The 19540-nt window shown below is 35.0% G+C and carries 17 protein-coding genes and 1 tRNA gene; 2 read left to right on the top strand and 16 right to left on the bottom strand.

The window, feature by feature from the left end; all coding sequences use genetic code 11:
* Positions 1 to 149: 149 nt before the first annotated feature.
* From V6246_RS15705 to mraZ, 15 genes are all read right to left on the bottom strand, one after another.
* Positions 150 to 223, bottom strand: a tRNA-Arg gene (locus tag V6246_RS15705).
* A gap of 35 nt (positions 224 to 258) precedes the next feature.
* The gene (locus V6246_RS15700; RefSeq protein WP_159019252.1) at positions 259 to 708 is read right to left on the bottom strand and encodes a GatB/YqeY domain-containing protein; all 450 of its coding nucleotides are present in this window, start codon (positions 706 to 708) and stop codon (positions 259 to 261) included.
* 161 nt (positions 709 to 869) lie between these two features.
* Complete coding sequence (gene ftsZ / locus V6246_RS15695; protein WP_341561401.1) at positions 870 to 2879, bottom strand: cell division protein FtsZ; 2010 nt, start codon at positions 2877 to 2879, stop codon at positions 870 to 872.
* Positions 2880 to 2945: 66 nt separating this feature from the next.
* The gene (ftsA, locus tag V6246_RS15690; protein WP_341561400.1) at positions 2946 to 4277 is read right to left on the bottom strand and encodes a cell division protein FtsA; all 1332 of its coding nucleotides are present in this window, start codon (positions 4275 to 4277) and stop codon (positions 2946 to 2948) included.
* A gap of 3 nt (positions 4278 to 4280) precedes the next feature.
* Entirely contained in the window at positions 4281 to 5000 is a 720-nt protein-coding gene (locus V6246_RS15685) for a cell division protein FtsQ/DivIB (protein WP_341561399.1), read from the bottom strand.
* Positions 4990 to 6342: a UDP-N-acetylmuramate--L-alanine ligase gene (gene murC / locus V6246_RS15680; protein ID WP_341561398.1), complete on the bottom strand. Its 1353-nt coding sequence runs from the start codon at positions 6340 to 6342 to the stop codon at positions 4990 to 4992. Before murC ends, V6246_RS15685 begins: the two co-directional genes overlap by 11 nt.
* Positions 6343 to 7437 carry an undecaprenyldiphospho-muramoylpentapeptide beta-N-acetylglucosaminyltransferase gene (gene murG / locus V6246_RS15675; RefSeq protein WP_341561397.1) on the bottom strand — a complete coding sequence of 365 codons (1095 nt, stop codon included), beginning with the start codon at positions 7435 to 7437 and terminating at the stop codon, positions 6343 to 6345.
* Between the two features lie 54 nt (positions 7438 to 7491).
* On the bottom strand, positions 7492 to 8685 hold the full coding sequence (locus V6246_RS15670; protein WP_159019246.1) for an FtsW/RodA/SpoVE family cell cycle protein: 1194 nt from the start codon (positions 8683 to 8685) through the stop codon (positions 7492 to 7494).
* Between the two features lie 59 nt (positions 8686 to 8744).
* Positions 8745 to 10085 carry a UDP-N-acetylmuramoyl-L-alanine--D-glutamate ligase gene (murD, locus tag V6246_RS15665; RefSeq protein ID WP_341561396.1) on the bottom strand — a complete coding sequence of 447 codons (1341 nt, stop codon included), beginning with the start codon at positions 10083 to 10085 and terminating at the stop codon, positions 8745 to 8747.
* A 49-nt stretch (positions 10086 to 10134) separates the two neighbouring features.
* Positions 10135 to 11376, bottom strand: a complete 1242-nt coding sequence (gene mraY, locus V6246_RS15660; RefSeq protein ID WP_074938901.1) for a phospho-N-acetylmuramoyl-pentapeptide-transferase — start codon at positions 11374 to 11376, stop codon at positions 10135 to 10137.
* 16 nt (positions 11377 to 11392) lie between these two features.
* Entirely contained in the window at positions 11393 to 12856 is a 1464-nt protein-coding gene (locus V6246_RS15655; RefSeq protein WP_341561395.1) for a UDP-N-acetylmuramoyl-L-alanyl-D-glutamate--2,6-diaminopimelate ligase, read from the bottom strand.
* On the bottom strand, positions 12853 to 14808 hold the full coding sequence (locus V6246_RS15650; RefSeq protein WP_341561417.1) for a penicillin-binding protein: 1956 nt from the start codon (positions 14806 to 14808) through the stop codon (positions 12853 to 12855). The genes V6246_RS15655 and V6246_RS15650 overlap by 4 nt, the downstream gene beginning before the upstream one ends.
* A 64-nt stretch (positions 14809 to 14872) precedes the next feature.
* Entirely contained in the window at positions 14873 to 15190 is a 318-nt protein-coding gene (locus tag V6246_RS15645; protein WP_341561394.1) for an FtsL-like putative cell division protein, read from the bottom strand.
* A 122-nt stretch (positions 15191 to 15312) separates the two neighbouring features.
* Entirely contained in the window at positions 15313 to 16209 is an 897-nt protein-coding gene (gene rsmH, locus V6246_RS15640; RefSeq protein WP_341561416.1) for a 16S rRNA (cytosine(1402)-N(4))-methyltransferase RsmH, read from the bottom strand.
* A complete protein-coding gene (gene mraZ / locus V6246_RS15635; protein ID WP_341561414.1) occupies positions 16196 to 16666 on the bottom strand; it encodes a division/cell wall cluster transcriptional repressor MraZ in 471 nt (156 codons plus the stop codon). The genes rsmH and mraZ overlap by 14 nt, the downstream gene beginning before the upstream one ends.
* Before the next feature lie 296 nt (positions 16667 to 16962).
* Here mraZ and V6246_RS15630 point away from each other — a divergent pair, with 296 nt between their 5' ends.
* A complete protein-coding gene (locus V6246_RS15630; protein ID WP_074938895.1) occupies positions 16963 to 17727 on the top strand; it encodes an alpha/beta fold hydrolase in 765 nt (254 codons plus the stop codon).
* Between the two features lie 48 nt (positions 17728 to 17775).
* Positions 17776 to 18384: a ribosome biogenesis GTP-binding protein YihA/YsxC gene (gene yihA / locus V6246_RS15625; protein WP_341561393.1), complete on the top strand. Its 609-nt coding sequence runs from the start codon at positions 17776 to 17778 to the stop codon at positions 18382 to 18384.
* Positions 18385 to 18440: 56 nt separating this feature from the next.
* On the opposite strand, the gene V6246_RS15620 is transcribed toward yihA, so the two are convergent.
* Positions 18441 to 19535 (bottom strand): ABC transporter permease, encoded by a 1095-nt coding sequence (locus V6246_RS15620; protein ID WP_341561392.1) that lies wholly within the window; start codon positions 19533 to 19535, stop codon positions 18441 to 18443.
* Positions 19536 to 19540: the final 5 nt, after the last annotated feature.

The following is a 19540-nucleotide window of genomic DNA, read 5'->3' as shown; positions in this document are numbered from 1 at the left end:
CAATGCGCTTATTATCGATAATACCAGTTTATTTAAAACTTTAGAAACTCACTTTTTTCGTTTCTAAAAAACAAAAAATTAATAAATAAGAAACTTCAACCACAAAAAAAGCTCTTTAAACATTTAGTTTAAAGAGCTTTTAAATACTGTGACCGCGAAGGGATTCGAACCCCCAACCCTCAGAGCCGAAATCTGATATTCTATCCAGTTGAACTACGCAGCCTTATTTCCGCACAAGCGAAAATCTTTTTATATTTTTTAAGACAGTTTTGCTTTTACTATATTAGAAATGGTTTTACCATCTGCTTTTCCAGCAAGTTCACTACTTACCATGCCCATAACTTTACCCATATCTTTCATGCCTTGCGCTCCTACTTTTTCAATAGTTGCAACCACTACTTTTTCAACTTCCTCATCAGATAATGCTTCTGGTAAAAACTGAGAAATAACTTCTGCCTCTGCTAATTCTGGAGCAGCTAAATCTTCTCTATCTTGTTCTAAATAAATAGCGGCACTATCGCGACGCTGTTTTACTTGCTTTTGAAGTATTTTTAGCTCTTGATCTTCCGTTAACTCTTCTTTTGCACCACTTTCTGTCTGAGCTAATAAAATAGCCGATTTAACAGCACGTAAAGCTGTAAGAGCAGTTTGATCTTTAGATTTCATTGCGGTTTTAAGCGCCGTCATTATGTCTTGTTGTAGAGCCATTTTTTCAATTTATTTAGTATGCGAAGATAGAAAAAACTTAGTATTAAAATACCCGAATCCCGATTAGTTTTAAGAGCAACCCTTATAAAAACACAATAAAAAACCCGAAAAGTATGGTTAACTTTTCAGGCTTGTAATTTAGTTAAGTTTAGTGATATGCACTAATCTACATTATCATGTAAGAAAGAGTTATTTCTTCTTACTTGTAAATCATCATTATCATCTAAACCAATACTTGTTCTTGAAAAATCGTTATCAGATGAATGTTTAGAATCTTCTAAATTCACACCTTGACGCTTGTAAGCAGGCACTTTTTCTATATCATCAATTTTTGCATTGTTGAATTTATAGTTGAAGTCTTTCATTTTACGACGACGCTCGGCCGCGCGTTCTTTCAGTAATTCTGAAATTGGCGTGTTCATCGGATCGATATCCTCTTCTTCAGGAATGCTATGTTTAACAACCTCTTCTTTTTGAACCACTTTTCTTTCGAAAACAATATCTTCTTCTATTTCTTCTACAATCTCCTGACTTGAAGTTTGTTTTTTGCTAGAAGAAGCTTCTACTTCAGTAAAATCGTCTAAAGTATATCTAATATCACCATTTTCATTTGGCTTTGCTGCAGATACTTCTACGTGATCGTTAACGGCGATGTCTTTAATATCATCGTCGTCTAAACTAAACGTTACTTTTTGCTCTACAACTTCTTCCTTTTTCGGTTCCTTTTTAGTCTCGTTACTAATTGGTAAATCGAAAGTTAAAGTTATTTGCTTTTCTTCTTCAAATTCGTCTGCTAATACTTCAATCTCGTTGTAGTCTTCATCTTGATTGTTAACAGAGTTTATAATGAAATCGTCTTCATCTTCAACATTAACACGAACTTCGTCATAAACAACGTTCATGTTCTTTAAAATTTCTGAGGTAGGAATTAAATTAATATTTTGTGGCGGCGATGATAATTTATCCTTTCTTATCACGCTTTTTTCCAAAAAAGTGAATTCCTCCTCGTCATCTAAATCCAACGTATGCTTCACTACTTTAGGTTCTTCTTTTATCTCTACAACAACTGGTGGAGCAATAACTTCAGGCGCAACTTCTTCTTTAACCGCTTTAGCTTCTACTTCTTTCTCTTCACTTAAAGAATGAATTACTTTTTTAGTTTCAGTATTAGAAATTTCGTCTTGTTGTTCAATATTAAAACCCGTTGCTATAATAGTTACAGCAATAGATTCGTCTAAAGATTCATCTTCACCAACACCCATAATAATGTTAGCACCATGGCCAGCTTCATTTTGGATATGATCGTTAATTTCACCTATTTCATCAATAGTAATTTCTTGTACACCAGAAACAATTAAAAGCAGTACATTTTTAGCTCCTGTAATTTTATTATCGTTTAATAATGGTGAATCCAAAGCTTTACGGATAGCATCTTGCGCACGGTTTTGACCCGACGCTAATGCAGACCCCATAATAGCTGTTCCACTATTACTTAATACCGTTTTAGCATCACGTAAATCGATGTTTTGTGTGTAGTGGTGTGTAATAACTTCGGCTATACCACGAGCAGCGGTAGATAACACTTCATCTGCTTTAGAGAACCCGGCTTTAAATCCAAGATTTCCGTAAACTTCACGAAGTTTATTGTTGTTAATTACAATTAATGAGTCGACCATACCACGCAATTTCTCAATACCTTTTTGAGATTGTTCGATACGCATTTTTCCTTCAAACTGAAAAGGCATAGTAACAATACCTACAGTTAAAATATCCATGTCTTTGGCCATTTTAGCAATAATAGGCGCTGCACCAGTACCAGTACCACCACCCATTCCGGCTGTAATAAACACCATTTTAGTATTTGAGTCTAACATTTGAGAGATGTCTTCAAAACTTTCTACTGCCGATTGCTCTCCGATATCAGGATTTGCTCCTGCACCAAGACCTTCGGTTAAGTTTAGACCTAATTGTATTTTGTTTGGCACACCACTGTTTTGCAAGGCTTGTGCATCGGTATTACATACGTAAAAATCGACACCCTTTATACCTTGTTGGAACATGTGATTGATAGCGTTACTACCGCCACCACCAACGCCAATAACTTTAATAACATTTGATTGATTTTTAGGTAAATCAAATGCGATGTTTTCGAATTCTTTGTTGCTGCTCATAAACTCTGTTTTACTGGGGTTTTGTACTAAATATTTTTTATTCAATGGATTTCTTAATCTATACTTTTACTCTGCGTTATCTAGAAAATCTTTAACGCGATCGGTTAATTTATCAAGAAAAGAACGTCTTTCTCTAACCGGTTCTACTTTAATTTCTTCTTCAACGTCTTCGGTAGGATGTTCTGTTGCTTCTTCGACTACAACTTCCTCTTCTACCTGTTGTTCTATTTTTTTACGCTCTTGTCTTTTCAAGCCATCTAAAACCAAGCCTACTGCTGTTGCAAAAAGCGGACTAGTAACATCTTCATTACTATCGCCTGCTAAATGCTCGTTAGGGTACCCTATTCGCGTATCCATACCAGTGATATACTCTACCAATTGCTTTAAATGTTTTAACTGGCTTCCTCCACCTGTTAAAACAATACCTGCAATTAGATTTTTCTTTTGCTCTTCGTGACCGTAATTTTTAATTTCAACATAGACCTGCTCTATAATTTCTACAACACGAGCGTGAATAATTTTTGAGAGATTTTTTAATGTAATTTCCTTTGGCTCACGACCACGTAAACCAGGAATAGATACAATTTCGTTATCCTTATTCTCGCCTGGCCATGCTGAACCAAACTTTATTTTTAATAATTCGGCTTGTTTTTCAATAATCGAACAACCTTCTTTTATATCTTCAGTAATAACATTTCCACCAAAAGGGATTACTGCAGTATGGCGAATAATACCATCTCTGAAAATAGCTAAATCGGTTGTACCTCCACCTATATCAATTAAAGCGACACCGGCTTCTTTTTCTTCTTGACTTAAAACTGCATTAGCAGAAGCTAAAGGTTCTAAAGTGATACCTTCTAAATTTAAATCGGCACTTTGTATACATCGACCAACATTACGAATAGATGATACTTGCCCAACAACCACATGGAAATTAGCTTCCAGACGGCCACCGTACATCCCGATAGGTTCTTTTATTTCTGCCTGACCATCTACCTTATATTCTTGAGGCAAGACATGGATAATTTCTTCACCAGGTAACATAACTAACTTATGCACTTGGTTTATTAAACGATCTATATCCTCATCATCAATAACATGATCTGAGTTTGGTCTGGTTATATAATCACTATGTTGTAAACTACGGATATGCTGTCCAGCAATACCAACCGTTACACCGTCAATTTTTAATTCGGCTGCAGCTTCTGCTTCTTGAACTGCTTGCTGAATTGATTGAATGGTTTGTGTAATATTATTTACTACACCACGGTGCACACCTAAGCTTTTAGACTTACCTATGCCTAAAATTTCAAGTTTGCCGTATTCATTTTTACGACCAATCATAGCCACAATTTTTGTGGTTCCTATATCTAATCCTACTGATATGTTATGCTCCATGGCTTATATTTTGGTACATACTACTTGGTTATCGAATTGCAAATTTACTTTGCTATAATTATCTAGCGTCTTTTCTTTGATATTTTTTTGATAAAATGCCTTCAAATTATTTATTTTTTTGTCTAATAGGTCTAAATCACCTAATTGCACTAAAAACTTACACTGTCTTAATTTTAAAAACAGCCTATTATTAGCATTTTGATGAATTTCTATAACATTCATTTTTAAAAACTCATCTTCTCTAATTTTTGTCGCTATTTTAAAAATATTTTCTAAGTTGTTTTTTTCAACAACACCTGTTACAAGTGGTACTCTAGCCGAATAATTATTCGATAAAGGCATGAAAAAACCGCGATCGTCAATATAATAAGACGCATTTGTACTAACTCTTGCTATTGGTGTTTTTTGCTTTATTTCCGCGTTAAGCGTTCCGTTTACTGCAACATACACTTCAGCACTCTTAATCATGGGGTTCGATTTGAGCACATTTTCTAACTTATTCAAATCTAAAGTTTCTTTAGCAACGTTTTGAGCACCACCGTAATTTTGTGTTAACAACTTACTAACAGTCTCATTAGTAACAAATAAGTTATCTTCTCCTGTAAATTTTATAGCAGGCTCAGTAACCAATCTAGCATTGTTTCTTCCCGATGCAAAAGCAAATAGAAAACCCACCAAGCAGAACAAAGCCACCATTTTTATGTAATTCCAATTAACTTTCAAAACTCAGCTCTTTTTTAATATATTTTACTTGTTCTCCAATATCTCCCGCTCCAATAGTTAAAATAACTTGAGCTTCACTCTTTTTAATTTCAGCTAGCAGGTTTGCTTTATTCACCAACTGCTTTTTCTCACTTGTAACTTTACTCAACAACCATTCCGATGTTACACCTTCTATAGGTAATTCTCGTGCAGGGTAAATATCTAAAAGTATCAACTCATCGAACTGAGATAAACTTTGAGCAAAATCGTCAATAAAATCTTTGGTTCTGCTGAATAGATGCGGCTGAAAAATGGCCAACACGCTTTTATTCGGATACATTTCGCGAACGGCTTGATGCACAGCTTTAATTTCTTCTGGATGATGGGCATAATCATCGATATACACCAAGCTATCCGTTTTAATTTGATATGTAAACCTACGTTTAACCCCTTTGTAAGATGCTAACGCCTTGATGAGCTTTTGGTACGAACAACCATATTCTATAGCCATCGCCAAAGCCAATAAAGCATTCGACAAATTATGCCTTCCTGGTAGGTTAAACTCTAAATTTTCTAGCACTGTTATTGGTGTTTTCACATCAAAAACATACGCGCCATTTATTATTTTTATATTTTGAACAGCATAATCAGAATTATCCTCAATACCGTATGTAATTCCTTTTAAAGGCAATCCGTTTTTAACAAACAGTTTTCCGTTAGGTTTTAATCGTTTTGTAAAATCTTCAAAAGTCTTTTTTAATTCTGAAGCATCACCGTAAATATCTAAATGATCGGCATCCATCGATGTTATCCCTGCGAAATCTGGAGATAACGTTAAAAACGACCTATCAAACTCATCAGCTTCTACAACAGAAACCTCTGTCCCCTTTAAAATAAGGTTAGAATTATAGTTTTCACTAATACCCCCTAAAAATGCAGTAAGCTCAACTTGGCATTCATGCATTAAATGCCCAAGAATACTTGTTGTTGTGGTTTTTCCGTGAGTTCCAGCAACAGCCAAACAAATGGTGTTTTCTGTAATCAAACCTAAAATTTCAGAACGTTTTAAAACATTAAAACCATTGGCTTTAAAATAATTTAATTCCGAATGATCTTTTGGTACCGCTGGTGTATAAACCACCAATGTGTTTTCTGAATTTAAAAAAGCCGAATCAATCTGCTTTACATCATCATCAAAATGGACTTGCATACCTAACTCCACCAAAGTATCAGTAATTGCAGTTTGCGTTTTATCATAACCCGCCACAAGCTTATTATTCGCATTAAAATAGCGCGCTATAGCACTCATGCCAATACCGCCAATGCCAATAAAATAGATGTTATGTATATTATTTAAATTCATTTATTTTTTTAGAAGTTTTTCAACTTCATTTACTATATCTTTTGTTGCATTTACTAATGCTAATTCTTTTATATTTCGTCCTAATTCTGCCTGACGATCGGGTGCTGCAATAAGTTGCGAGAACTTATTTTGAAAATCGGCATCCAAATCTTCTTCTTTAATAATCATGGCTGCATCTTTATCTACGACAGCCATAGCGTTTTTGGTCTGATGGTCTTCGGCAACATTTGGCGATGGAATAAAAATTACTGGTTTTCCAACAATACAAAGTTCCGAAACAGAACTCGCTCCCGCTCTCGAAATCACCACATCTGCAGCAGCATAGGCTAAATCCATGTTGTTTAAAAACTCATGAACCTGCACATTTTTTATATTACCATAAATTTTATATTGTTGGTAATATAATTTCCCGCATTGCCAAATAATTTGGACATTCTGCGTATCGAGAAAATCTAATTTCTTTTCTATTAACTGATTAATGCGTCTCGCACCTAAACTACCACCAATAACCAAGAGTGTTACTTTACCAAGTTTTAAATCGAAATGCTTTATAGCCTCTTCTCTTTTGGTATCAATATCCAACAAACCTTGACGCACCGGATTACCAGTTTTTATAATTTTATCTTGAGGAAAAAAGCGCTCCAAATGATCATAGGCTACACATATTTTTTTAGCTTTTTTAGCTAAAAATTTATTTGTAATTCCTGGATACGAATTTTGCTCCTGAATTAAAGTAGGCACCCCTTTAGAGTTTGCAATTTGCAATAATGGTCCGCTTGCAAATCCACCCGTTCCAATAGCCACATCGGGCTTAAAACGCCTCACAATTGTATTAGCTTTCCACAAACTACTCATTAACTTAAACGGAAACATTAAATTCTTAAAGGTTAGCTTACGCTGAATACCCGAAATCCATAGTCCTTTAATATCAAAACCGGCTTGTGGTACCTTTTCCATTTCCATACGATCGCTTGCGCCAACAAACAAAAATTCAGCATCAGGATAACGCAACTTTAATTCGTTCGCAATAGCGATAGCCGGATAAATATGTCCGCCTGTCCCACCTCCCGATAATATAATTTTATATGGTTTCATTCCTTTTAGACTTTTCCCGTAAGAGAAAAATTTCTTTCTTTTTTAATTCAATATTTATATAGCCTCCGAAAGAATCTCTAACGGATTATCTTCATTTATTTCTTTTTCCTTCATCTCCTCGCGTCTAGCACTTACGCTAAGTATAATACCTATCGCTAAACAGGTCATCCAAATAGATGTTCCTCCACTACTAACCAAAGGTAAAGTTTGCCCCGTTACCGGGAATAATTCTACAGCAACAGCCATGTTTATTAAAGCCTGAAAAACAATAGGCAACCCAACGCCCAACACAAGCAACTTCCCAAAAATAGTATCCGATTTTTGAGAAACAATTACCACTCGAAACAATAACCACATGTATAAAATCATGATTGAAAAACCTCCAATTAAACCGTATTCTTCAATAATTATAGCAAAAATAAAATCTGAAGACGATTGTGGCAAAGCATGTTTCTGAATACTTTTACCTGGTCCAACACCAGTAATTCCTCCAGAAGCAATGGCTATTTTTGCTTTTTCTATTTGATAATCGGCATCAGTATCTTCACTATCAGAATAATTCTTAATTCTATTCTCCCAAGTTGTTACTTTAACATTTAAAGGCCCTGTTGTTAATTTAGCTACCATAATAAATAGTATTAAAGCAACTAAGCCAGAACCCAAGATAATAGCCATATAACGCACAGGATAACCTCCTAAAAACACCAAAATCATTACCATTAAAAACATAATAGCAGCCGTAGAAAAGTTAGATGGTAAAATTAAAGCCAGCACAATAAATACAGGTGCCCAAAGCGGCAAAATAGACGCTTTGAATGTTATGACTTCATCTTTTACTTTCGACATATATCGCGCCACATAAACCATTAAAACTACAAAGGCCAACGTAGATGTCTGGAAAGACAAACCTACAACCGGTATTTTAATCCATCGACTCGCACTTGCACCACCCATTACCGTGCCTTGAGCCATGGTAATTAATAACAAAACCCCAACCACAGGTAGCATCACTAATGACAGCCCCTTAAAATAACGGTACGGAATTTTGTGCACTCCATACATAATTGCAAACCCTAAAACCAAATGCATAAAGTGTTTTACGAACGAAATAAATGTATTTCCATCGTATTTACTATATGCCAAGTCGCTCGCCGCACTGTACACAGGTAGAAAGGACAATATAGCTAGTAGCGCTACAATGGCCCAAATTAATCGATCTCCCTTTATATTTTTAAATAGCGTTTGCATTTACTTTTTTTCTTATCTCGCTTTTCTATTATTCCGCTTATTATGCAGCATTAACTGTTTTATAAATTTCTAACCGCGTTTTTAAACTGGCGGCCTCTATCTTCGTAATTTTCAAATAAATCGAAGCTTGCACAAGCCGGAGACAACAATACGTTATCGCCAGATTCAGCTAATTTATAAGCAATTTTTACTGCTTCACTCATAAACTGAGTTTCAACAATAACATCCACCATATTTCCAAAAGTGCTCATTAAAGTCTCGTTTTCTGCACCTAAACAAATAATAGCTTTCACTTTTTCGTTTACAAACTGAAACAACTCTTGGTAATTATTACCCTTATCTACACCTCCAACAATCCAAACTGTTGGTGCACTCATACTCTCTAAAGCAAAATATGTAGCATTTACATTGGTTGCCTTAGAATCGTTGATATACTGTACTTTATTTATTTTTAAAACTTGCTCTAATCTATGTTCTACACCCTGAAAGTTTTCTAAACTCTCACGAATAGTTTGTTTTCTAATTTTTAGTAAATGCGCAACAGTAGAAGCCGCCATAGCGTTCTTTACGTTGTGTTTTCCTTCTAATGCTATTTTGTTTGTTGGCATAATTATTTGGGTGTTATCTATTGTTATTTTAATGTTATTTTCTTTGTCTAAATACGCGCCATTCTCTATTGTTTTCACTAATGAAAACGGCAATAATGTTGATTGAACCGGATTCTTTTTTAAATAATCTACAATAACCTCGTCATCGGCATCATAAATTAAATAATCGTCCTTACTCTGGTTTTTAGCTATTCGAAATTTAGATGCAATATAATTTTCAAATTTATAATCGTATCGATCTAAATGATCTGGAGTAATATTTGTTATTACAGCTATTTTAGGCTTAAAGTCGATAATATCATCCAACTGAAAACTACTAATTTCTAGCACGTAATTATCAAAATCTTCTTCCAGAACTTGCTTAGCAAAACTATCGCCAATATTACCAGCCAATCCCACATTCAATTCTTCTTTTAAAATGTGATGCGCTAGTGTTGCCGTTGTTGTTTTACCATTACTTCCCGTAATACCAACAATTGTTGCATTGGTATATTGGGCTGCAAATTCAATTTCCGAAACCACCTTAATTCCCTTTTCACGAATTTGTTTTACCAAAGGCGCTTTATCAGGAATACCAGGACTTTTCATGATGATGTTAGCATTCAGAATTTTTTCTTCCGAATGTTTCTCATCTTCCCATTCAATATCATTTTGTACAAGAACTTGTTTATAATTTTCTTTTATTTTTCCCTTATCGGAAACAAAAACGTCGAAGCCTTTAGTTTTAGCCAAAAGCGCAGTTCCTACACCACTTTCTCCTCCTCCTAATATGACTAGTCTTTGTTTTGCCATTTCTTTATCATTTTATATAATCTACGCTTTCGCGGAAACCATACATTTATTATCTAATTTTTAACGTTACAATTGAAAGAATAGCTAGCAAAATACCAACAATCCAAAATCGTGTTACAATTTTACTTTCGTGATATCCCGATTTTTGATAATGATGATGCAATGGTGACATTTTGAAAATGCGTCGACCTTCACCATATTTCTTCTTTGTATACTTAAACCAACTTACCTGCATTACTACCGATAAGTTTTCAGCTAAAAAGATGCCGCAAAGCACCGGAATTAACCATTCTTTACGCACCGCGATAGCAATTACAGCAATAATACCTCCAATAGTTAAACTACCGGTATCTCCCATAAAAACCTGTGCCGGATAGGTGTTGTACCAAAGAAAACCAATTAGCGCACCAACAAAGGCAGCGATATAAATTGTGATTTCCTCAACACGTGGGATATACATAATATTGAGATATTCTGAGAAAATAATATTACCAGAAACCCAAGCAAATATCCCTAATGTAAGTACAATAATAGCCGATGTTCCTGCCGCGAGGCCATCGATACCATCGGTTAAATTAGCTCCGTTTGAAACTGCTGCGATTATAAAAATGGTAACTAGAATAAAAATAATCCAAGCGTACTTTTCTAAATCTGGACTAATCCATGTGATTAACTTTGCATATTCAATTTCATTTCCTTTTACAAAAGGAATGGTTGTTTTAGTCGATTTCATTTCGGCCGCGAACAACTTCGACGGCGCTATATCCGGATTTTCTACCAATAATGCTCGTTGTTGCTCTATTGGTAATTTTTCCTTCATAGTAACATCTTGATGAAAAAACAATGTGCTACCCACTATAATTCCCAAACCAACTTGTCCTAAAATTTTAAAACGCCCTTTTAAACCGTCTTTATCATTTTTAAACTTCTTTAAATAATCGTCTATAAAACCAATAATCCCCATCCAAATAGTGGTTACTATCAATAAAATGATATAAATATTTGAAAGCTTTGCTAATAACAACACAGGAATCAACGTTGCTAGAATGATAATAATTCCACCCATTGTAGGTGTACCGGCTTTTTCCTTTTGACCGTCTAAACCTAAATCGCGAATGGTTTCTCCCATTTGCTTTCTAGATAAAAAGCTAATTATTTTTTTACCGTAAATTGTTGAAAAAAGCAAAGCAAAAATCATAGCCAATGCTGCTCTAAAGGTTAAAAACCCAAAGAGTGATGCCCCAGGAAACTGGAACTGTTTTTCTAAATATTCGAATAAATAATACAGCATTCTTTCTCTATTTTAATTACTTCTGTAATTGCTTTAATATCTCTTGCACGGTTTCATAATCATCAAAATGAAAACGTTCTCCTTTAATTTCCTGATAATCTTCATGCCCCTTTCCTGCGATTAAAATAATATCGTTAGGTTGCGCCATTTGGCAAGCCGCTTTAATAGCTTGTTTTCTATCTGAAATTGTTAAGGCCTTTTTAAAATTCTGAGGCTCTACGCCTTTTTCTATATCGTCTAAAATGGCTTGTGGCTCTTCACTTCGTGGGTTATCACTAGTAAAAATCACTTTTGTACTTAACGCCGTAGCGATATGCCCCATTTTTGGACGCTTTGTTTTATCACGATCTCCACCACAACCAACAACGGTAATGAGCTCTTCATTTTTAGTACGAATACTATTTATAGTTTCCAATACATTTTTCAATGCATCAGGTGTGTGTGCATAATCAACAATCGCTGTTATTTTTTCATCTGAAATTAAATACTGAAATCGTCCGCTCACGCTTTCCAAATCACTAATTAAACGCAGAATCTCTACTTTTTCGAGCCCTAACAATTCCGCTGTAGCGTAAATAGCTAATACATTGTAAGCATTAAAATTCCCGATTAATCGTGTCCAAACTTCACTATCATTCACCTTAAGCAATAAACCGCTTAATCTGTTTTCTAGAATCTGTGCTTTATAATCAGCATAGCCTTTTAAAGCATATGTTTGTTTGTTCGCTTTTGTATTTTGAAGCATAATTGCTCCATTTTTATCATCGGTATTCACTAACGCAAAAGCTGTTGATGGTAAACCGTCGAAAAAACGTTTTTTAACATCGCGATACTCTGCAAAAGTGTTATGATAATCTAAATGATCGTGCGATAAATTTGTAAAAATCCCACCTTCAAAATGTAACCCTTCTGTTCTAAATTGATGAATACCATGCGAGCTAACTTCCATAAAACAAAACTCAACACCTGCAGCATTCATCTCCTTTAAATACTTATTAATAGTTAAAGAATCTGGCGTAGTATGAGTTGCTTTATACTCTACAGTATCTACAATTATTTTTACAGTTGAAAGTAACCCCACTTTAAACCCAGCATTTTTAAACAACTGAAACAACAAACTAGCAACTGTTGTTTTTCCGTTAGTACCAGTAACACCAACAAGTTTTAAATTCTCGGATGGCACACCGTAAAAATTAGATGCCATAATAGCCATAGCTTTACTAGAATTATCAACCTCCACATAAGTTACACCATCAACAACATCTTCTGGAGTAGCCTCACAAACTATTGCAGTAGCACCATTTTTAACAGCTACATCTATATAATTATGTCCATCCACAACACTGCCGCGGATAGCCACAAACACATCACCTTTAACAATGTTGCGCGAATCGAAATGAATGTTATTTACATCCATGCTCGTGTTTCCAACAACAGCATTTAAAGTAACCTTATACAATATGTCTTTTAATACACTCATGATGCTTTTAATGTAACCGTTTGGTTATTTTTTAACTTAGTACTCTTATTTATAGATTGCTCTTTCACAACGCCGTTTCCGTTAAGTTTCACCTTAACCTTCACATCCATGTTTTCTAAAAGCGCTAATGCGTCCATGGCAGGTAAGCCCACAACATTTGGCATTATGGTTTTATAAGTTTTTGTGGTTTCGTAAAAACGATTATACTCTTCCTGAACAGAAGCTACTTTTACATCCAACGACTTTACTTCGTCTATTAAAGGTGTGTCTGTAAATATTTTTTGCGCAATACGTTTAAAAACCGGCCCTGTAACATCGGCCCCGTAATACCCTTTTTTAGTACTTGGCTTATGGATTATTACAATACACGAATACTTTGGGTTTTCTGCTGGAAAATACCCCGCAAAAGATGAAATATATTTTCGATCCTTTCTCCATTCTTCGTAATTACCATATTCAGTTCTTGCCGTCCCCGTTTTTCCTGCCATAGAAAAACTTGAAGAATACAGTTTTTTCCCTGTTCCACGAACCACTATGTTTTTCATGATTTCCTGCATTTCTCCCAAGGTTTTATCAGAGCAAATCTTTTTATTAATCACTTCTTTTTCAAAAACCTCAATTTCTTCATCAAACTCCTTAACTGCTTTTATAAATCTTGGCTTTACCATCTCACCATCATTAGCAATAGCATTATAAAATGTAAGTGTTTGCAACGGTGTAATTCGTAAATTATACCCATAAGCCATAGACGGTAAAGCATTCCTACTCCAAATTTTATCGCCTGGCTCAGGAATTACAGGATCACCTTCACCTTTAATAGAAACACCAAGAGGTTTATCTAATCCCCAATCTTTTAAGTGTTTTATAAATTTTTGAGGATCTTTAGAATAATTATCATCTATAATGGTTGCTAAACCAATATTAGAAGAAACCTCTAACGCACGAGCGGCGGATATTTTTCCGTTACCATGTGAATCACTTATTGTTCTTCCGTAAAAACGCTTAGATCCTTTTCTAGTATCTACAATCGTTGCCGTATCAATCACCTTATCTTCTAGAGCAGCCATAAGCGCCATAACTTTAAACGTAGACCCTGGCTCGTGCGACTCCCAAACGGCATAATTGCGTTTTTCGTAATATTCGCCACTCTTGGTTTTTGCTAAATTCGAAATGGCTTTAATTTCACCAGTTTTAACATCCATAACCACAACACACCCATGCTCAGCCTCGTAATACTCTAACTGCCCCAATAGTGAATGATGCGCGATATCTTGGATATTTACATCTATAGTTGTATAAACATCATACCCATCTTTTGGCTCCACCTGGTTGTAATCCGTAAGTGGTTTCCATTTGTTTTTCCCTATTTTTTGTTTTAAACGCTTACCATCGGTACCACGTAAATATTTTACTCCAAAAGCACCATCGATTCCAGCACGCGTTACATTTCCTTCGTCATCAAATCTTTCGTAACCGATAGAACGCTGCGCTATTTCACCCATTGGAAATTCTCGCTTCGTTTTCTGACTTACAATAAGCCCTCCCGGAATTGCGCCTAATTTTAAAAGCGGAAATCCTCTAAAACGCACATAATCGGTATAATTAATATTTTTTGCTAATAGTAAATATTGATTTTTATTTGCACGTGCTTTTCTAATAGACTTCTCGTAATAGGATGATGATTTTCCTGAATATTTAGAAAGCGAATCGGACAACGGACCAACAAATTCTTCGAACTTTTTAGTTGGCGACACCACTGCATCTATAGCAATATTATACTTCGGTATTGATGTTGCCAACAAACCACCATTATCAGAATATACATTACCACGATTTGCAGGAATAGTAATATTTTGAACATCACGTTTTTCAACCAGCGCTCTATATTTATCACCTTGCAAATACTGAATACTAAACAATTTAAACAACACAGCAAGCCCGAACACAAACATGCATCCCGCTACAAAATATAGTCTATTTAATATGCCCTTATCGTTTACAGCCAAGGTGTTCTAATTATTTTTGAGATTTTACTTTTATCTTTTTTGCTGGCGTTGTGGAAGTTGCCAAACCTTTTTCTTTCATTTTTGCCAACACAGTCGATTCCATTTTTAATCGCTGCAATTTAGAACGACCATCCACAAATGCCGAACGCATTTCTTTTACTTCATTATTAAGTTTAGATATTTCGTAAACTTTTTTATCTGCACTATGCGAGCTCGCTATCATAACTATCGCTAAAGCGGAAACAAATAAAATCATGCGCCAATTCTTAAACGAATCGTCACTGACTAAAAATGTTCCTTTTAATATGTCGTATATATTATTTTTCACTTTAATAACTGAAATATGATGTTTTCAAAAAAGCGGAAAAACCACTCTTATTATTAAAGACACAAAAACCTCCTTTTTCAATTCGGTATTGGATCTAGCACTCTCGTTTTATTTATTTGAAATTAAGCCTTTGTAGCAATCCTTAACTTTGCACTTCGTGCTCTGTTGTTTATTTTAATCTCTGCAGCAGTAGGCACTATTAAGCCACCAACCTTTTTTAGCGGCACTTCAAAATTGCCAAACATATCACGTTCTGGCTCTCCCTCAAACAGTCCGTTTCTAATAAATCTTTTAACCAACCGATCTTCTAAAGAATGGTATGATATAAAACTTAACCTTCCGTTTTCGTTCAAAATCTCAGGTGTTTGAGATAAAAACTCTTTTAGAGCTTCAATTTCTTGATTCACCTCAATTCTAATAGCCTGATATATTTGAGCTAAAACTTTATTCTCGTGTCTTGGCGGTAAAAACTTTCGCAATACAGACTTCAATTGTTCACTTGTAACAATAGCTTCAGTTTCACGATGTGCAACAATTAAACTAGCCATAGCAGGCGCCGCACGTAATTCACCATATTGCAAGAACACATCTTTCAATTGTTCTTCTTCATATTCATTAATAACATGAAATGCCGACAATGCTTTTTCTTGATTCATTCGCATATCTAAATCAGCCTCAAACCGAGTAGAAAAACCACGTTCCGCAACGTCAAATTGATGTGACGATACGCCAAAATCTGCCAAAACACCATCTACTTTTTTCACACCATGAAATCGTAAAAAACGTTTTATAAATCTGAAATTCTCGTTTATCAATGTAAATCGAGAATCGTCAATTGTATTTTCAAGAGCGTCCAAATCTTGATCGAACGCAAATAATTTTCCGTTTTCACCAAGTCGCTTTAAAATCTCCTTACTGTGTCCGCCACCACCAAAAGTAACATCAACATAAACGCCGTCAGGCTTAATATTTAAACCATCTACCGTTTCTTTTAATAATACCGGATTATGATATTCCATAGTCTTCATCATCTTGCCCCATAACTTCTTCGGCTAAATCTGCAAAATCGATTGCCGCATCATCAATGGCTTGTTCATATAAATCTTTATCCCAAATTTCAACAATATTGATTGCCGAAGCCACTACAATATTTTTCGAAATGTTAGCAAAAACTGTTAAATCTTTCGGTACTAACAAGCGCCCATTAACATCAACTTCAATAATTTTTGCCCCAGCAGTAAATCTTCGAATAAAATCGTTGTTCTTTTTCTTGAACTTATTAAGCTTATTCATTTTCTGCATTAACGCTTGCCATTCTTGCATTGGATATAACTCCAAACACTTCTGAAAAACCGATCTTCGCAAAACAAAACCATCGTCTAACACCGACGCAAGCTGCTTTTTTATCGCAGCAGGCATCATAAGTCTGCCTTTGACATCAACTTTACAATCGTATGTTCCTGTTAATAAGTCCAATAGTATTTCGCTATGGTTTAAACGTTTAAGATTCAAATATATTGAAAATTTTACCACATTTTACCACTTTACCCCACTTTGTTAACAAGTTTTTGACGAAATACATCCTACAATCGACGAGATCAATAAAAACGGTAAGCAAACTTGACTATTCTTTAATTAATTTTATAAGAAAAATCTTAATTCAAAACACTATTCTTGACGCAGAAAAATTATTCTTTTTTCAGAAGGAATTAAAACCTTTGAAATATCAATGAAATAACTATATTTGTTTCTCATGCAATGAATACTGATTAATGACGCATAGTTTAAAAAAAGAAGGTAATTACAGCTATATTGAAGCCGGAGAGGGTACACCAATTATTGTGCTACACGGATTAATGGGCGGATTGAGTAATTTTGATGCCGTAACTGATTTTTTTAGCCAAAAAGGATATAAAGTCCTTATCCCCGAACTCCCAATTTACAGCATGTCACTGCTTAAAACTAACGTAAAAAGCTTTGCCAAATACCTACACGAATTTATAATTTTTAAAGGTTATGATGAGGTTATTTTATTAGGAAATTCGCTTGGCGGACACATTGGCTTATACCATACAAAAATGTTCCCCGACACTGTAAAAGGCTTAATAATAACCGGAAGCTCTGGCCTTTACGAAAGTGCTATGGGTGGAGGCTACCCAAAACGTAGCGATTACGAGGTGATTAAAAAGAAAGCACAAGATGTTTTTTACGATCCCGCAGTTGCCACCAAAGAAATTGTAGACGAAGTTTACGAAACCGTAAATAACCGTAATAAGCTAATAAAAACTTTAGCTATTGCCAAAAGTGCTATTAGGCATAATATGGCAAAAGATTTACCTAACATGAAAACGCCCACTTGTATTATTTGGGGTAAAAATGATAGCGTAACACCACCTGAAGTTGCAGAAGAATTTAACGAACTTTTACCAGATTCTGAATTACATTGGATTGACAAATGTGGCCATGCAGCCATGATGGAACACCCTGATGAATTCAATAAAATCATGGATGCTTGGTTAGAAAAAAGACAATTCTAGACACTTTTCTAGCATAAAACATTCCCAACATTAAACACCTTAAGATAGATGCATATTAAATCGGCCGAATTTGTAATGAGCAATTCCGAAGTTGAAAAATGCCCAAAAAGCAGACTGCCAGAATACGCTTTTATTGGCAGAAGTAACGTAGGAAAATCGTCGTTGATTAATATGCTAACTAGCCGAAAAAGCTTAGCTAAAACGTCTGGACGACCAGGAAAAACACAGCTTATTAATCACTTTTTAATTAATAAAAACTGGCACTTAGTAGATTTACCAGGTTATGGTTATGCTCGTGTTTCTAAGAGTTCTAAAAAGGTGTTTCAAAAATTTATTACTAATTATTTCGGACAGCGAGAACAACTTGTTACGGCGTTTGTTTTAGTTGATATTCGCCACACACCTCAACCTGTAGATGCCGATTTTATGGTATGGCTTGGGGAAAATGGCATTCCATTTTCTATCATCTTTACTAAAGCCGATAAACTGAGACCAAAAGCAATTCAAGATCACGTTGATGCTTACAAAGCTATTTTATTAGAAACTTGGGAAGATATGCCTAACTATTTTATTACATCATCATCTAAAGACATAGGAAAAGACGAAGTTTTAGGCTATATCGATAATCTTAATGCTAATATGCAATATGATGGTTAGATGATGATATACATCATCACACTAAACTAATTCTTTTTAAATTAAACTAAGCACACTCACCCTTTTACATCTAACGCATCGCGTAACGCATTACCTATAAGCATAAAAGCCATCACCAAACTCATTATACAAAGCCCCGGGATTAAAGCCAAATAAGGCTTCCCTAATATAATATAATTGTAGTGATCTTTTATCATAGCACCCCAACTAGCCATTGGTGGTTGCGCACCAATACCCAAAAAGCTCAAACCACTTTCTATTAAAATAGCTGCGGCAAAGTTTGCTGCTGAAATTACAATTACCGGCGCCATAATATTCGGAAGGATATGTTTTGTGATTATTCTGTAATCATTAAAACCTAAAGCTCTTGCTGCTGTTACGTATTGCATTTCTTTAGTGCTAATTATTTGCCCGCGCACTACTCTAGCTACTTCCACCCACATGGTTAAACCGACAGCAATAAACACTTGCCAAAAACCTTTGCCTAATGCTAAAGTAATCGCTATTACCAAAAGCAGAGTAGGTATAGACCAGGTTACATTTATAATCCACATAATAACAGCATCTACCTTACCTCCAAAATAACCCGCAATACTACCCATAAAAATGCCGATAACTAATGAAATAAACACCGCTACAAACCCAATAAAAAATGAAATCCTAGCGCCTACTAGCACACGACTCAATAAATCTCGCCCGTATTTATCAGTTCCGAAAAGAAATGATTTTTCTTTTATAAACGATGTAGCATCACTATTTGGAAACCGACTTAACTCCATTGTTTTCTTAACACCTTCCAAGCCATCGGAAGCATATTCTGTATAACTTAAAGTTTTGCTCTCTACATGGTATTCCGATATAGGAATTTCAGAATCTGTGTTCTTCTTCCCAAAAAATAGTTTATCAAACATGCTTTGATCTACTTCTAATCCTGAAGGGATAGTAAGCATAGTTACCGTGTAGCCAGGTTTTTTAGAATGAATTGATAAATGCATTTGATTGGCATATTGAGAATTATCGGGTGCAAAGGCATATGCAAACACCGAAACAACACCAACAAAACCAATAAAGCATAAACTAAAAACACCCCAAAAATTCTTTTTAAATTTTTGGAGTGCCAATTGTTTTAGTGAGCTAGATTTTGAACTCATATATT

Source organism: Algibacter sp. TI.3.09 (assembly GCF_038154905.1).
Taxonomy (GTDB): Bacteria; Bacteroidota; Bacteroidia; order Flavobacteriales; family Flavobacteriaceae; genus Algibacter.
The sequence above is the reverse complement of the archived record's forward strand: the minus strand, read 5'-3'. Positions and strand labels throughout refer to the sequence as shown.

Coding starts and splice junctions, on each gene's coding strand:
- rsmH (WP_341561416.1), bottom strand. CDS start 16,209: ATGGAATATCATAATCCGGTATTATTAAAAGAAACGGTAGATGGTTTA.
- ftsA (WP_341561400.1), bottom strand. CDS start 4,277: ATGGAGCATAACATATCAGTAGGATTAGATATAGGAACCACAAAAATT.
- V6246_RS15620 (WP_341561392.1), bottom strand. CDS start 19,535: ATGAGTTCAAAATCTAGCTCACTAAAACAATTGGCACTCCAAAAATTT.
- V6246_RS15670 (WP_159019246.1), bottom strand. CDS start 8,685: ATGCAAACGCTATTTAAAAATATAAAGGGAGATCGATTAATTTGGGCC.
- murD (WP_341561396.1), bottom strand. CDS start 10,085: ATGGCAAAACAAAGACTAGTCATATTAGGAGGAGGAGAAAGTGGTGTA.
- V6246_RS15650 (WP_341561417.1), bottom strand. CDS start 14,808: ATGTTTGTGTTCGGGCTTGCTGTGTTGTTTAAATTGTTTAGTATTCAG.
- V6246_RS15700 (WP_159019252.1), bottom strand. CDS start 708: ATGGCTCTACAACAAGACATAATGACGGCGCTTAAAACCGCAATGAAA.
- mraY (WP_074938901.1), bottom strand. CDS start 11,376: ATGCTGTATTATTTATTCGAATATTTAGAAAAACAGTTCCAGTTTCCT.
- murG (WP_341561397.1), bottom strand. CDS start 7,437: ATGAAACCATATAAAATTATATTATCGGGAGGTGGGACAGGCGGACAT.
- V6246_RS15655 (WP_341561395.1), bottom strand. CDS start 12,856: ATGAGTGTATTAAAAGACATATTGTATAAGGTTACTTTAAATGCTGTT.
- yihA (WP_341561393.1), top strand. CDS start 17,776: ATGCATATTAAATCGGCCGAATTTGTAATGAGCAATTCCGAAGTTGAA.
- murC (WP_341561398.1), bottom strand. CDS start 6,342: ATGAATTTAAATAATATACATAACATCTATTTTATTGGCATTGGCGGT.
- ftsZ (WP_341561401.1), bottom strand. CDS start 2,879: ATGAGCAGCAACAAAGAATTCGAAAACATCGCATTTGATTTACCTAAA.
- V6246_RS15630 (WP_074938895.1), top strand. CDS start 16,963: ATGACGCATAGTTTAAAAAAAGAAGGTAATTACAGCTATATTGAAGCC.